Raw genomic sequence first — 14,989 nt, forward strand, 5'->3', positions numbered from 1 at the left:
TGCCCGCGGCCGCGTGACGGCGGCCGCCTCTATTGCGTGCTTGCCAGGCGCCCATGCCCCCTACCTTCAACTTCAAACTGCTGTCCGCCTTCGTGGCCGTCGCCGAGCACGGCAGTTTTCGCAAGGCCGCCGAGCACGCCTTTGTTTCGCTGCCGGCCATCAGCATGCAGGTCAAGCAGCTCGAGACTCAGCTGGGGGTCGCGCTGTTCCAGCGCACCACGCGCCACGTCTCACTGACGCCTGAAGGCGAAGACCTGCTGATCAGCGCACGCAAAGCCATGGCCGAGCTCGACAGCGGCCTGACCCGCATCCGGCAGGCCGCCAATGCCCAGCACGGCAACCTGGCGTTCGCCTGCGTTCCCACGGTGGCCGGCACGCGCCTGCCGGCGCTGCTCACCGCCTATGCGCGCCAGTATCCGGGCATCGCCGTGCGCGTGCGCGAACTTTCCCACCACGACCTGCTTGAAGCAGTACGCCGGCGGGAAGTCGACTTCGGCATCGGCCCGGTGGAAGAAACCCGGTCTGAACTGGAATTCCATCCACTCTTCGTCGACGAGTATTGCGCACTGCTGCCGCGCGGCTACCGCGACAACGGACGCAAGACCATCTCGCTGCGCGAGCTGTCACGTTTGCGCCTGCTCACGCTGGCGCCCAATTCGCTGTTCCGCAGCCACCTGGAAGGTGCCCTGCACGACAATGGCATCCAGGCCGATCTGAGCTACGAATTCACGCACGTCAGCACCTTGATAGCCATGGTCGACGCCGGACTCGGGGCCGGCATTCTGCCGCGCATTGCCGTGCCTCGCGGCACCACGCTGAGCACGGTGCGCATCGCCCGGCCCGCCCTCCAGAGAACCATCGCGGTGGTCACCATCAGGGGCTACAGGCTTTCGGCGCCGGCGGCGAGGCTGGTCGACATGCTGCGGGCCGCGCAACGATAGCCCCCATGCCCGCGGCAGACGAGCCGGGCGCGACTCCAAGGACACCCGGCCCGTCTTGCGCCCGACAGCCCCGCTACGGCCATTCCTAAATTTTTCTTAATAATCGCTAAGATTATTTGATTTGTTTCGCAGCGTCGCGCGACATACCATTCCCTGCATGGCAAGAACCCACGTATCTTGCGTGAAAAGTGAGCACAATGAAAATTCGCAAAATCGCCGGCGCTCTGGGCGCCGAATTATCCGATCTGGATCTGGCCGCCGGCCTCACCGCCGCGCAGGCCGCCGAGGTGCGACAGGCCCTGCTTGACCACCTGGTGATCTTCATCAAGAACCAGAAACTCAACTCGGCCCAATACCTGGCCTTCGCGCAGGCCATGGGCCAGCCGGTGGAATACCCGTTCGTGCGAGGGCTGGAAGGCTACCCCACCATCATCGAGGTGAAGAAGCTCGAACACGAAACACTGAACTTTGGCGGCATCTGGCATTCGGACACCACCTATCTGCAAGAGCCGCCCATGGGCTCGATGCTGCTATCACGCGAAATCCCGCCCTACGGCGGCGATACGATGTTCGCCAACCAATACCTGGCTTACGAGGCCTTGTCCGACACCATGCGGAGCCTGCTCGACGGGCTGGTGGGCATCAGCAGCTCGGCGCAGGCCGATGTGTCCAAGACACGCGAAGACCGCATACGCACCGACGGCCGGGAGGCGGCGCCTAAAGAATACGTGGCCGAGCATCCGGTGGTGCGCACCCATCCCGAAACCGGCCGCAAGGCCCTTTACGTGAATGTGGCCCATACCGTGGGTATCAAGGGCATGCGGCGCGAAGAGTCGGCGCCCTTGCTGCAGTTCCTTTTCAACCATCAGGTAAAGCCGGAATTCACCTGCCGCTTCGTCTGGGAGCCGGACACCATTGCGTTCTGGGACAACCGCTGCACGCAGCACAATCCGGTGAATGATTACCACGGGCATCGGCGGATCATGCACCGCATCACCCTGCAGGGCGACCGGCCCGCCTGAACCCGCCGGCCTTCAGCTCATGCGCGGCGGCCCGCGCTCGCCGGGGGTTTGAGCCCGGCGGCTCGGCCGGCCATCGGCCGACCGGCGACGTGCGGTCCGGGCCTGGCTCGGCGCCGAGGGGCGAGCCAGGCCCGCCATGACCCGGGCACCCCGGCAGGGGCTTCAGAACGCCGGTACCACGGCGCCCTTGTACTTTTCCTGGATGAACGCTTTCACCTCGGGCGATTGCAGGGCTCCGACCAGCTTCTTCACGGCCGGGGCGTTCTGGTTGTCGGGGCGTGCCGCCACCAGGTTGGCATATGGCGAATCGGCGCCTTCGATGAACAACGCGTCCTGGGTGGGCACCAGGCCCGCTTCGAGGGCGTAGTTGGTATTGATCAGGGCCAGCGCGACGTCATCGAGCGCGCGGGGCAGCATCGCGGCCTCGAGTTCACGGAACTTCAGCTTCTTCGGGTTCTCGACGATATCGAGCGGCGTGGCCACGATGTTGGCGGGATCCTTCAGCTTGATCACACCCTGCTTCTGCAACAGCAACAGGGCACGGCCGCTGTTGGACGGGTCGTTCGGAATGGCGATGGTGGCGCCCTCGGGCAGTTCGGCCACCGACTTCAGCTTGCGCGAATACCCGCCGAACGGCTCGACATGCACCAGGCCGACCGCCACCAGCTTGGTGCCGCGGTCTTTGTTGAAGGTATCCAGATAGGGCTGATGCTGGAAGAAATTGGCGTCGAGCTCTTTGTCGGCCAGCTGCAGGTTCGGCTGTACGTAGTCGCTGAACACCTTGATGTCGAGTTCCACGCCTTCTTTGGCCAGCGCCGGCTTGACCACTTCCAGGATCTCGGCGTGGGGCACCTGGGTGGCTCCGACGATGAGTTTTTCGGCGTGGGCGGCGCCAGCCAGGAAGAAGGCGGAGGCCGCCAGGGCCGTCCGGGCAAGGAGAAAACGCATAGGTAACCTCGTGGGGGGTGGGACAGGGTGGCCGCGCGGCCGGATAGGCGGCGGCCGTTGCAAAATCGCCCCCAATTTACCTGAATGGCGGTTATTTGTCGGGCATATCATCATGGGTTCCGGCTATAAGTAATTGGGCGGGACTACAATCTGCCGTATGCTTGCCCTGGCAGCGCCGAGCCCGCGCCGGCGCAGGCATTTTCCTTTTTCCATTCTTAGCCGAGCTCTTGTTGCCATGACCGACACCCCCGACCCTGCCGCCGTTTCGTCGCCCGCCATCAAAGCGGCCGTTCTCTCGGAAGCACTGCCGTACATTCGACGATTCCATGGCAAGACCATCGTGGTGAAGTACGGCGGCAACGCCATGACCGAAGAGCGCCTGCAGCGCAGCTTCGCGCACGACGTGGTGCTGCTCAAGCTGGTAGGCCTGAATCCGGTGGTCGTGCACGGCGGCGGTCCTCAGATCGACGACGCCCTGCGGCGCATCGGCAAGCAGGGCACCTTCGTCCAAGGCATGCGCGTCACCGACGCCGAAACCATGGAAGTGGTTGAATGGGTGCTGGGCGGCCAGGTGCAGCAAGACATCGTCATGATGATCAACGAGGTTGGCGGCAAGGCCGTGGGCCTGACCGGCAAAGACGGCATGCTGATCCAGGCGCGCAAGAAGCTGATGGCGAATAAAGACAACCCCGACGAACCGCTCGACATCGGCTTCGTGGGCGACATCACGCAGGTCGAGCCCGCCGTGGTCAAGGCGCTTCAAGACGATCAGTTCATTCCCGTGATCTCGCCCATCGGCTATGGCGAAGACGGCACCGCCTACAACATCAATGCCGACGTCGTGGCGGGCAAGATGGCCGAAGTGCTGGGCGCCGAAAAACTGCTGATGATGACCAACACTCCGGGCGTGCTCGACAAGAGCGGCAAGCTGCTGCGCAGCCTGTCGGCCCAGACCATAGACGAACTGTTCGCGGATGGCACCATTTCGGGCGGCATGCTGCCCAAGATTTCGTCGTCGCTCGACGCGGCCAAGAACGGCGTGAACTCGGTGCATATCGTCGATGGCCGCGTGCCCCACTGCCTGCTGCTGGAAATTCTTACCGACCAGGGCGTCGGGACGATGATCAGTTCCCATTGATGCAGGTGCATCGACACCTGCTGCGGCCGACTGCGCGCCTGCGCCGTTCGCGCCGCGCGGATACGGGGACATCCGAAAAGCTGTGGCTGTTCGACCTGGACAACACGCTGCACGACACCTCGCACGCCATTTTTCCGCTCATCGACCAGGGCATGACGGCCGCGGTGGCCGAGGCTCTCGATGTGGACATCGATACCGCCAACCAGTTGCGGGCCAAGTACTGGCGCCGCTATGGCGCCACCGTCATCGGCCTGGTGCGCCACCATGGCGTGGACGCCCATGCCTTTCTGCGGCGCAGCCATGATTTCGACGTCAATCCGCTGGTTCGCGCCGAAACTGCGCTCGCGGTCAAGCTGCGGCGGCTGCCCGGGCGCAAGGTATTGCTGACCAACGCGCCCTTCGACTATGCGCGTGCCGTACTGCGGCGCCTGGGCATTCTTCGCCACTTCGAAAGCATATGGGCCATCGAACACATGCGCCTGCATGGCGAATTCCGCCCCAAGCCGTCGCCGGCGCTGCTGCGCTACGTGCTGGCACGCGAGGGGGTGCCGGCGGCGCGCGCAGTGCTCGTCGAAGACACACTGAAGAACTTGCGCGGCGCGCGGCGTGTCGGGGTGCGTACGGTGCATGTCTACCACCCCGGCACACCGTTTGCCGGCGCGGCCTGCCACCGGCCGGGCTATGTCGACTTGCGGGTAAACTCGGTAAGCGACTTGCTGCTGCGACGCCGCCCGTTGCGCGGTTGCTAGCGGCCCACCCTCATCCATCGATAGTTGGCCATGGCGAGTAAACCCGGCGAACGCAAGAACCAGATCCTGCAAACCCTGGCTGAAATGCTGGAGCAGCCACACGCCGCGCGCATCACCACGGCGGCGCTGGCCGCGCGCATGCAGGTGTCCGAGGCGGCCCTGTATCGCCACTTCGCCAGCAAGGCGCAGATGTTCGAGGGCCTGATCGAGTTCATCGAAGTCAGCCTGTTCACGCTGGTAAACCAGATTGCCTCGGCCGAACCGCTGGGCCTGGGCCAGGCGCGCAAAACGGTGTCGATGCTGCTGGCCTTCGCCGAGCGTAACAAGGGCATGACCCGCGTGCTGACGGGCGACGCGCTGGTCACCGAAGACAACCGCCTGCAAGAGCGCATCAATCACATCAACGACCGCATTGAAGCGTCGCTGAAACAGTCGCTGCGCATCGCGGTCAGCGACGGCGATCTGCCCCCCGATGCCAACATCGCCGCGCATGCCAGCCTGCTCACCCATCTGGTGCTGGGACGCTGGTTGCGGTACGCACAGAGCGGCTGGCGTGTTGCGCCTACCACGCATCTGGATGAGCACCTGAAGGTGCTGCTCTAGCCGCAGACGCCGGGCCGGCGCAACGGCACGCACGACGCAGCCGCGCACCCGCACATCGAGGAGCGCACCCGCGCAGCGCCGCCGCAATTCACCCCAGCACGACCACACCGTCCGCGGCGACCACGCCTTCGCCGGCACGTCTGACGAATAGTGGGTTGATCTCCGCCTCGAGCAGGCGGTCGCCCATCTGGTGCACCATAGCTGAGAAGTCGACGATGGCCGTCACCAGTGCATCGATATCGCGCATTGGTTGGCCGCGATAACCGTTCAACAATGGCCAGAGCCGCGCCTTCTTTACCAGTGCCGCTGCTTCCGAGCGATGCAGAGGACGGTCGGCGGGTTGCATCATCAGCACCGTATCATTGAAGAGCTCCGCCGTGATGCCACCTGACCCCAGCATGATGGCCGCACCCAGCGGGTCTCGCGCCAGACCGAGAATCAGTTCCTCACCGTCCTGCACCATTTCCTGCACGAGAAACTGCATGGGCTCCTCAGGCACACCGCCCACACGTGCCCGCATGTCGGTGAGGGCAGCGGCCACCGTGCTCTCGGTCAGATTCAAAACCACGCCGCCGATATCGCTCTTGTGCATGATTCTTTCGGAAAGCAACTTCAGCACGAGCGGCGCCTGCAGACGCTGCGCGGCGTGCTGAGCCTCGCCTGCGGTCGACACCGTCAACTCCCGCGTCACCGGGATGCCGAAGCGCGCAAACAAATCCTTGGACTGCGATTCGTTGAGCCGCCCCCCATAGGGAAGACTTGCGGCGGGTGCCACGGCCACGGCCGCGTGACTTGCCTCCTCGCGGGCAGCCGCCTGGCGCAGGGCGCTGAACGCCGACGCACACGCCTCGGGCGCCGAGTAGGCCGCGATACCCATGGTATTCAAGCTGTGCGCGATCTGCGGGGCGTGCGGGCTGACATAAGCCATGATGGGCTTGTCATTCAGACCCAGGCAATCCGAAATCGCCTCGGACATCAAGGTCGGCCTGGCCAGCGCCGACGAGCCGACGATAGTCACCAACGCGTCGTACGCGTCGCTCTTGAGCAGGGTGCGGATGATGCTGCGCAGCAGGGCGGGATCCAGGCCGGCGAGCGTCACGTCGATCGGGTTTCGATCCAGCGCAAACTGGTGGCCACCTTCAAGCGCCCTGAGCGCCTGCGCAGTGTCTGCATCAGGTGCATCGGTTTCGAAGCCGGACAGGCCAAGGCTATCGGCCACCAGCGTGCCCGCGCCGCCGGTTGAGGTCAGTATTGCGATGCGATTGCCGCGCAGCGTCCGCCCTGCGCTCAGCGCCACCGGCACATTCAGCAAGTCGGCGAAGTTCGTCACCCTGATAATTCCAACCTCGTCGAACAAGGCGTCGTACATGCGGTCCGAGCCTGCCATCGCCCCAGTATGCGACACCGCGGAACGCGCCCCCGCCTCAGACCGTCCAACCTTGAAAGCGACGATGGGCTTGCCGGCACGGCGCGCTTTCAGGCATACCTGCCGGAAGCGCTGCGGATCGCGCACGGTCTCCATGTACAGGGCAATGACCGAGGTCGCCGCGTCATCAATCAACGCCTCGACGAAGTCGCTCATTTGCAGGTCGACTTCGTTGCTGGTGCAGATCAGCTTTGAAAAGCCCACGCCCTGTGCTGCACCGCGCGAAAGCAATGAACCCAGGATGCCACCACTCTGAGAGACAAGCGCGATGTTGCCGGTCAGCAGTCCGTCGGCTTCGAGCGCACTACTGGCCGACAGCGTGATTCCATCGGTCAGGTTCACCAGGCCGATGGTGTTTGGCCCCAGTATTCGCATGTTGCCTGCGGCCTGCTGGAGGCGCCGCTGCCGCTCCAACCCCTCTGCGCCCAGCTCGGCGTATCCACTGGCCAGGACGATGGCGGCCGACGTCCCGACGCCGGACAGCGCTTGCACCGCTGCAATGGCCTTTTCTGCGCCCAGCATCACGATCGCGACATCGGGTGTCTCGGGCAACGCGCTCACACTGGGGTAACAGGGCAGCCCCCCGACACTGGCGGCTGTTGGGTTGACGGGATAAATCTTGCCTCGGTATCCGTGCTTTGTTAAATAGGCAACCGGTCGACCTGAGGTCTTGGTCAGGTCGGCGGATGCTCCGATGACCGCGATGCTTTGCGGCGCCAGCAGGCGATGTATTGCGCTCATATCAAGATTTTCTTGGTGACTTATCCAGGAACGCGGCAATCGATTCCTGATGCTCGGTCGTGGTGTAGCAAATGGCCTGCGCCTGGCTGCCTAGGGCAAACGCGGCATCGGGGGTAAGTTCAAAGCTCTGGTCCAGAATCGATTTGGTCAAGGCCAGCGCTTTGGGCGACTGACGCACGAAGTCGCGTACAAACGCCTTGGCCTCGTTCAGCAGGGCATCAGGCTCGAAGACCTCCTCAGCGACACCGAGTCGTAACGCCTCACTGGCGTCGATGGTGCGGCCCGAGTAAAGCAGGCGCTTGGCCTGACTCATGCCCACGCGCCGGGGCAGAAAGTACAGACCGCCGCCATCGGGAATCAAGCCACGACGCAGATAGTTCCACGCGAACGTTGCCTTGGCGCTCGCCAGCACAAAGTCGCAGGCCAAGGCAAGGTCTGCACCAAGACCGGTAGCGGGGCCATTGACGGCAGCCACCACCGGCTTGGGCAGCGTGTGCACGCGCAGGATGGCTTTGTGGGTACGCTGCTGGCGACTCCAACCATTGAACGCCACATCGCCGGGCGCCGCTTTGGCGCGCTCTTGCATGGCGGCGATATCGCCACCGGCGCAAAACGCGGCCCCCGCCCCCGTCAGGATAACGGCTCTGACCGCACGGTCTTCGACGGTGTTCTCGAGCACTTCGGCCAGCGCTTCCCGCATGGTGTCGTTGAGCGCATTGCGCTTGTCCGGACGGTTCAGTGTCACCACGGCGATACCGTCTTCGATGCTCAGATCGATGTTTGCTTCATTAGCCATTTCGTCGTGCCCCGGATTATTTACTGATCGACCTTGATCTGCGCACTTTCAACGACGTCGGCCCACAGCTTGGTCGCAGCGGCAACGTAGTCACCCAGATCCTTGGGCGTGCCGGTATAGGTCGTCAAACCCTCTTGTTTGGCCCGACGCTGAAATGCTTCCGTCTGCACGGCTTCGTTGACTGCGGCATTGAGCTTTTCAATCACATCAGCCGGCGTACCCGCCGGGGCGAACAGGCCATACCAGCTCTCGGCGGCGTACTTCGGCAGACCGGATTCAGCAATGGTGGGCACCCCTGCAAACGCCGGCGAGCGCTCTTTGGACGTCACGGCAATCGCACGCAGCTGCCCGCTGTCAATGTACTGGGAAACCCCGGCCGCACCGAACAGCATATCGATCTGGCCCGCCAGCAGCGCCGTGGTCGCGGGGTTGCCGCCCTTGTAGGGCACGTGGATGAGATCGACGCCGGCTTCGTTCTGGAAGAACTCGGCCATCAAGTGCGCCGAAGTCCCCGTGCCGTAGGAACCAAATGTCAGTTCACCCGGTTTCGCCCTGGCCTGCGCGATGATGTCGTCGACCGTCTTGAACGGGCTGGCGCTGTTGACGAGCAGCACGTTGGGCGACGCCCCGATCAGGGCCACCGGCGCAAAGTCTTTCTCGGTCGAGAACGGCAGGTCTTTGTACAGGCCCGGATTCACCGCGTGGGCGAAGGTTGCCATCACCAGCGTATGCCCGTCGGGCTTCGCCTTGGCGACAAAGCCCGTACCGATCACGGTGCCCGCGCCCGGCTTGTTCAGCACCACCACGGGCGAGCCCAGGCTTTTGGACATGCTCTCGGCGATCGTGCGCGAGATGGTGTCGGTACCACCGCCCGGCGAGAAAGGAACGACGATTTCGATAGGTCGTTCGGGGAATGCGGCCTGGGCCGTTCCGGCGAAGGGCGTTGCCAAAAAGAGGGAACTGGCCAGTAAAAGTGCGTTGCGCTTCACATTTGTCTCCTTGGGTTGATTTCCTGCAGCCACCTAGCGCTGATTGCCCGGAAAGTATACGTAGCGCACGCGCCACATTCAGCCCACCAATTCCATTAGATGGAAATGTTAACTGCGGTTAAATAAGCGGTTTTAAGGGGACGAAATGAAAGGGAAAGCCACGCCGAATCGTTCGCTTGAACGCGGACTGCAGATTCTCAGAGCCTTTCGCCCCGGCACGGAATGGCTGGGCAATGGCGACCTCGCCGAGCGCACACAACTCCCGCGCGCCACTATCAGCCGGCTCACACAGAGCATGCTGAGCGACGGCATCCTGCGTTACCACCCCGATCGTCGCGCCTACGCGTTGGGTGCTTCCGTGCTGAGCATGGCATTCTCGATGCGATCGAGCAGCACCTTGCTACGGCATGCCGCCCCCCTGATGGAAGCGCTCGCACGCCGCGAACGCATCAACGTCGGCATGGCGTTCGCCGACGATCTCGAGATGGTTTACCTGGAGTCCATACGACTGAGTCGAGGGAAATCCATCCGTACGGTAATGCCTGGCCAGCGCATTCCGATGGAGCTCACGTCGCTCGGCCGCGCCTGGCTGTCAACGCGCACCGACGCAGAGCGAAGCAGTCAGTACCGCCGCTTCGCAGCCCGCCATCCGCGCCATTGGCCCCGCATCCGCGAGGAAATCACCGCTGCGATTCAGGATGTCTCCTTGCACGGCTATTGCGCAGCCTCCTGGCTGCCCGATGTCATCGCGCTGGCTTGTCCGCTGCAACTCGACGATGCGCAGACGTACGTACTGAATGTCAGCCTCACCAGCGAACTGCCCAGCCAAAAATTGGTGGCACGACTGCATGCGCCGCTGCTCGATCTGGCCGCCGAAATTCAGGCTTCGTGGGCGTCCGACAAGCGCTGATCACACCCGCCGAATCGGTCTTGAAAGTGCTCGATGGCCTCTGTTGCCAGGCAGCGCAATCAAACGTAGCATCAAAAAGATCAATTCAGGCGCTGCTCACCGCAGGCCCATCGCATTTACATTGCCAGGAGAATTTCGTGTCATCGTCGTCCCATCCAGACGCCTCAGCATCCAACCAGGCCGGCGTCAAGTTTCGCGGCGGCAACGCCCAGGCCGCACTGCAACGCATTGAGCATTCGCAGCGACACTGCACTCCATGGGCGGATATCGACGCGACATTCATTCAGTGCGCCTTTGAGCGGTTCGCCTCAGAGCCCGCGACGAACTCTCCCCTGCGTGGTCTGACATTCGGCGTCAAAGACAACATCGATGTCGCCGGCCTGCCGAGCACTTGCGGCTCCCCGATATACGAAGGCTTCATCCCATTCTTCGACGCCTCGTGCGTCTCGCTGTTGCGGGCGGCGGGTGCCATCCCCGTTGGTAAAACGATCACCACCGAGTTTGCCTACAAAAAAGAGCCCCTCACCACCAACCCCTGGAATACGAGCCACACTCCGGGCGGTTCTTCCAGCGGCTCGGCTGCGGCGGTGGCCTGTGGTGCGGTGGATTTTGCGCTGGGCACACAGACGGGCGGGTCGGTGACGCGGCCTGCTGCGTATTGCGGCGTACTGGGCCTCAAACCGACGCCTGGCCTGGTGCATCGGGCCGGACTCCGCCTGCTTTCGGATACGTTCGACACCATCGGCTGGTTCGCCCGGTCGATGGACATCATGCGAGAGGTTGCCAATGTGCTGTTGCCCTCTTCTGCCGCTGACGACCAGACCCCGACCGTACCAGCACTGCCACGCTCGCTGGCCGTCATCCGTGCGGAAAGCCTGTCGCCGCTCGAGACCGAAGCCGCGGCGGCGCTCTCGAGCGCTATCGAAAAGCTCAGACGGGCGGGCGTGCATGTCGTCGACGTTGATGCCAATGCGCTGATGCTGGAAATGAAGCAGTGCCATTGGACGATCATGGCTTATGAAATGGCGCGGGGCTTGCACGCCGAGTACCGGGCGTCACCGGACCGGCTCAGTCAGAAACTCACGGCCACGTTGGATATCGGCGACAGGATTGGGGGCGATGAATACCAGCGTGCGCGCCGTCGGACCGTCGAGGCGGCCACTGAGCTGGACGCTCGCCTGCAGGGTGCCGAGTGGATCTTGACACCCAGCGCACCAGGCGCGGCTCCGGCGGGCCTGACGCACACCGGCGAATCGATCTTCAACCGGGTCTGGTCGGCGCTAGGCTGGCCCGCGCTTCACATGCCTACCACCTATGATGCGAACGGGCTCCCGCTGGGCATGCAGCTGGTCGGGCGGGCTGACTCCGATCACGAGCTTCTGGCGGCAGCGGCAGCCATTCACCCGGTGATAGATGAACGTGCAGGGGTACTTATCGCCCCGCTGTAACCATCGAGAACTGCCGCGCCGGGGCTACGGCTGCTCGCCCCGGTGGCGCGATATGCTCATGAGTATTCCGCTTGCGATACCCATGGTGAACAGTGCCGTGCCGCCGTAGCTCATGAAGGGCAGCGGCACGCCCACCACAGGCAGGATGCCCGTCACCATGCCCACGTTGACGAACACATAGATGAAAACCATCATCGTCAGGGCGCCCGCCAGCAGGCGGCCAAACTGGGACGAAGCCCGCATGGCGATGGTCAGGCCGCGCGCGATGAGCAGCCCGTACAGCACCAGCATCGCCACCCCGCCGTACAGGCCGAACTCTTCGGCATACACCGCAAAGACGAAATCGGTGGTGCGCTCGGGAATGAAGTCCAGGTGGGTCTGCGTGCCCTGCATATAGCCCTTGCCGTACAGGCCGCCCGAGCCCACGGCGATCATCGACTGGATGGTATGGAATCCCTTGCCCAGCGGGTCGGAGCTGGGATTCAACAGCGTGCACACCCGCTGTTTCTGGTATTCGTGCAGAACGACCCAGTCGACTCCGGCCTGGCATAGCGAATCTTCGTAGTAGACGAGGGTGCCGAGGCCCACGACGCCGATCACCGTCAGGGGCACCAGCAGCTTGAAAGACAGACCGGCAAAGTAGATGACGAAGAAGCCTGCCCCGAACACCAGCAACGCGGTGCCCAGGTCGGGCTGCAACACGATCAGGCCGAACGGCGCCGCCAGCATGGCGGCCGCGGCCAGAAAATCGCGGATGCGCACTTCGCCCTCGTGCCGCTGGAAATACCAGGCCAGCATCAGCGGCACCGCGATTTTCATCATTTCGGAAGGCTGGATACGCGTGATGCCCAGATCGAGCCAGCGGGTCGCTCCCTTGCTGGTTTCGCCAAAGAACTCCACGCCCAGCAGCAGCACCACGCCGAGGGCGTAGAAAGGCAGGGCGAACCGCATCAGCATCTTCGGCGGCACGAGCGCGACGGCCCACATCGCACCGAAGGCGATCAGGAAATTGCGCGACTGGTCGGCGAAGCGCCAGTCGGTGCTGCCCACGGCCGAATGCATGACCGTGAGCCCCAGCGCCGCAAACAAGGCCAGAATCACGAGCAACGGCCAGTCGAAGGCAAGGAATATGCGTGCCAGCAGCGCGCCCAGTCGTTTCATGGCTTGTCTCCCGCCGACTCGAACAAATCGCTCAGGTCGGAAAGCGCCGGGGCCGTGGAAGGCGCGCGGCGCGCGGACTGCGGCGGGGCAGGTTCGATAGCGCGCGGCGCGGGCCTCGGACGCGGCGCCGGCGAGACGGGCTCGGCGCGCGGACGCGTGGCCTGCTCGGCCGCGGGCGCGCTGGCAGCCGGCGCTGCGTCGGATGCCGTGACCGCCGCCTCGTCGGCTGGCGCCTGTGCAGGCAGCATGGGGCCGCCCGGCGCGGTCTTGGCCAGCCAGAAGTCGAATACCTTGCGCGCCACCGGGGCGGCAACACTGGCGCCCCAGCCCGCGTTCTCGACGATCAGCGCCACGGCAATCCGGGGGTTTTCCAGCGGCGCAAAGCCCATGAACAGGGCGTGGTCGCGCAGGCGCTCGTCGAGCTCGCTGGCGCGATACTGGGCGCCGCGCAGGCTGAAGACCTGTGCCGTGCCGGTCTTGCCGGCGGCCTGGTAGGGCGTGCCGGCGAAGGCGCGGCGCGCGGTACCCGAGCGCACCACGTCAGCCATCGCTGCCTTGATGATGTCGATGTTCTGCTGCTTCAAAGGTATGGTGTATTCCGGGTCGGAGGGCGTGGGCCGGATCTCGCCCGTGCGCGTATCGCGCACGGCATGCACCAGGTGGGGCCGGCGGTAGGCGCCGTTGCTGGCCAGCGTAGAGGTGGCCTGCGCCAATTGCAGCAGCGTGAACGAGTTATAGCCCTGCCCGACGGCCACCGAGATCGTTTCGCCGGCGTACCAGCGCTGCCGCTCGCGGCCCTTGTAGGCCTTGCGCTTCCATTCCGTGGAAGGCAGCACGCCGGCTCGCTCGCCGTCGAGGTCGATGCCGGTGATCTGGCCGAAGCCGAATTGCTTGGAAAAATCGTGCAGGGCGTTCACCCCGATTTCGGGGCCAAGAGAATAGAAATACGTGTCCGACGACACCACGATGGCCCGGTGCATGTCGGTCATGCCGTAGGCCGCGCCCCCCGCGTTGCGAAAGCGCTGCCCACCGAATTCGTAGTAGCCGGGATCCGAAATGCGCTCGTTCGGCCCGCGCACTCCCAGCTGCAGCGCGGCCAGTGCCACGAACGGCTTGTACGTGGAGCCGATGGGATACGTGCCATACAGCGGCCGGTTGATCAGCGGGTGGTCGGGCGACTCGTTCAGCAGGCGCCAGTTTTCAACGTCGATGCCGTCGATGAACAGGTTCGGATCGAACGAGGGTTGGGACACAAAGGCCAGCACCTCGCCCGTCGTGGGATCGACCGCCACCAGGGCGCCCCGCTGGGTGCCGAAGGCTTCTTCGGCGATGCGCTGCAGGTCGAGGTCGATGGACAGCATGATGTCGGAACCCGGCACGGGGTCGGTACGGCGCAGGGTGCGCACCGGACGCCCGGTGGCCGTGACCTCGACCTCTTCCAGGCCGGTCTGGCCATGCAGCTGCTGTTCCCAGCTTTTCTCGATGCCCTTCTTGCCGATGACGTCGGTGCCCCGGTAGTTGCCCAGTCGCCCGGTGCTCTCGAGCTCTTCGAGGTCGCTGTCGGCGATACGCCCGATGTAGCCCACGACATGGGCGGCGGTGGCGCCTTGGGGATACTCGCGCACCCAGCGGGCACGCAGTTCCACGCCCGGGAACTCGTATGCATGCGCGGCAAACCAGGCGGCCTCGGTCTCGTTGAGGTTGTTGCGCAGCACCAGACTGGCATAGCGGCTGGATTCCCCCACCCGGCGCTTGAAGCGGCGCAGGTCGCCCGGGCTGACGTAGACGATGGGCGTGAGACGGTCGAGCAGCTTGTCGATGTTGCCCGCCAGGGCCGGCACGACTTCCAGCGTATAGGTGCGGTAGTTGCGCGCCAGCACGTTGCCGTTGCGGTCGAGGATCTCGCCCCGGCGGGGCGAGATGGGCACCACCGCGATGCGGTTGCGGTCGGCGCGTTCCGACAGGCCTTCGTAGCGATCGACCTGCAAATACCAGAAACGCCCCACCAGCACGCCGAAGCAGGCCAATGCAAACAGCCCGCCCACCCAGGCGCGCAACTTGAAACGCTGCTTCTGCTGCTGACCGGTTTTCTTGAACTCGAACATGGCGCCTGACTG

The 14,989-nt window shown here is 64.2% G+C and carries 13 protein-coding genes; 7 read left to right on the forward strand and 6 right to left on the reverse strand.

The genetic code is table 11. The annotated features are described in order from the left end of the window. Nucleotides 1-53: 53 nt before the first annotated feature. Both ACV17W_RS11175 and ACV17W_RS11180 read left to right on the forward strand, forming a co-directional pair. Nucleotides 54-941: a LysR family transcriptional regulator gene (locus tag ACV17W_RS11175; RefSeq protein ID WP_462592408.1), complete on the forward strand. Its 888-nt coding sequence runs from the start codon at nucleotides 54-56 to the stop codon at nucleotides 939-941. Nucleotides 942-1,138: 197 nt separating this feature from the next. Beyond that, on the forward strand, nucleotides 1,139-1,963 hold the full coding sequence (locus ACV17W_RS11180; protein ID WP_462592409.1) for a TauD/TfdA dioxygenase family protein: 825 nt from the start codon (nucleotides 1,139-1,141) through the stop codon (nucleotides 1,961-1,963). A 162-nt stretch (nucleotides 1,964-2,125) separates the two neighbouring features. Here the strand turns inward: ACV17W_RS11180 and ACV17W_RS11185 are convergent, their stop codons facing one another. Further along, a complete protein-coding gene (locus ACV17W_RS11185) occupies nucleotides 2,126-2,911 on the reverse strand; it encodes a MetQ/NlpA family ABC transporter substrate-binding protein (protein ID WP_462592410.1) in 786 nt (261 codons plus the stop codon). A 235-nt stretch (nucleotides 2,912-3,146) separates the two neighbouring features. On the opposite strand from ACV17W_RS11185, the gene argB reads away from it, so the two are divergent. The 3 genes from argB to slmA are packed head-to-tail and all read left to right on the forward strand — an operon-like array spanning nucleotide 3,147 to nucleotide 5,401. Next, a complete protein-coding gene (argB, locus tag ACV17W_RS11190; RefSeq protein WP_462592411.1) occupies nucleotides 3,147-4,049 on the forward strand; it encodes an acetylglutamate kinase in 903 nt (300 codons plus the stop codon). Next, the gene (locus ACV17W_RS11195) at nucleotides 4,049-4,798 is read left to right on the forward strand and encodes a pyrimidine 5'-nucleotidase (RefSeq protein ID WP_462592412.1); all 750 of its coding nucleotides are present in this window, start codon (nucleotides 4,049-4,051) and stop codon (nucleotides 4,796-4,798) included. Before argB ends, ACV17W_RS11195 begins: the two co-directional genes overlap by 1 nt. A 30-nt stretch (nucleotides 4,799-4,828) precedes the next feature. Further along, on the forward strand, nucleotides 4,829-5,401 hold the full coding sequence (gene slmA, locus ACV17W_RS11200; protein ID WP_462592413.1) for a nucleoid occlusion factor SlmA: 573 nt from the start codon (nucleotides 4,829-4,831) through the stop codon (nucleotides 5,399-5,401). 88 nt (nucleotides 5,402-5,489) lie between these two features. Here slmA and ACV17W_RS11205 read toward each other — a convergent pair whose 3' ends face one another. From ACV17W_RS11205 to ACV17W_RS11215, 3 genes are read right to left on the reverse strand one after another with little or no spacing between them, the layout of a single operon-like run. Then, the gene (locus ACV17W_RS11205) at nucleotides 5,490-7,568 is read right to left on the reverse strand and encodes an acetate--CoA ligase family protein (RefSeq protein ID WP_462596525.1); all 2,079 of its coding nucleotides are present in this window, start codon (nucleotides 7,566-7,568) and stop codon (nucleotides 5,490-5,492) included. Nucleotide 7,569: 1 nt separating this feature from the next. Continuing rightward, nucleotides 7,570-8,364: an enoyl-CoA hydratase/isomerase family protein gene (locus ACV17W_RS11210; protein WP_462592414.1), complete on the reverse strand. Its 795-nt coding sequence runs from the start codon at nucleotides 8,362-8,364 to the stop codon at nucleotides 7,570-7,572. 20 nt (nucleotides 8,365-8,384) lie between these two features. After that, nucleotides 8,385-9,353, reverse strand: a complete 969-nt coding sequence (locus tag ACV17W_RS11215; RefSeq protein ID WP_462592415.1) for a Bug family tripartite tricarboxylate transporter substrate binding protein — start codon at nucleotides 9,351-9,353, stop codon at nucleotides 8,385-8,387. 145 nt (nucleotides 9,354-9,498) lie between these two features. Between ACV17W_RS11215 and ACV17W_RS11220 the strand changes: the two genes are divergently transcribed. Together ACV17W_RS11220 and ACV17W_RS11225 are read left to right on the forward strand one after the other, a co-directional pair. Beyond that, the gene (locus ACV17W_RS11220; RefSeq protein ID WP_462592416.1) at nucleotides 9,499-10,263 is read left to right on the forward strand and encodes an IclR family transcriptional regulator; all 765 of its coding nucleotides are present in this window, start codon (nucleotides 9,499-9,501) and stop codon (nucleotides 10,261-10,263) included. Between the two features lie 26 nt (nucleotides 10,264-10,289). Then, a complete protein-coding gene (locus tag ACV17W_RS11225) occupies nucleotides 10,290-11,711 on the forward strand; it encodes an amidase (protein ID WP_462596526.1) in 1,422 nt (473 codons plus the stop codon). Between the two features lie 24 nt (nucleotides 11,712-11,735). Here ACV17W_RS11225 and rodA read toward each other — a convergent pair whose 3' ends face one another. Further along, nucleotides 11,736-12,872, reverse strand: a complete 1,137-nt coding sequence (gene rodA / locus ACV17W_RS11230; protein ID WP_462592417.1) for a rod shape-determining protein RodA — start codon at nucleotides 12,870-12,872, stop codon at nucleotides 11,736-11,738. Then, complete coding sequence (mrdA, locus tag ACV17W_RS11235) at nucleotides 12,869-14,977, reverse strand: penicillin-binding protein 2 (RefSeq protein ID WP_462592418.1); 2,109 nt, start codon at nucleotides 14,975-14,977, stop codon at nucleotides 12,869-12,871. Before mrdA ends, rodA begins: the two co-directional genes overlap by 4 nt. Between the last annotated feature and the right edge of the window lie 12 nt (nucleotides 14,978-14,989).

This window comes from Bordetella sp. MIP270_01_BMS, assembly GCF_054958705.1.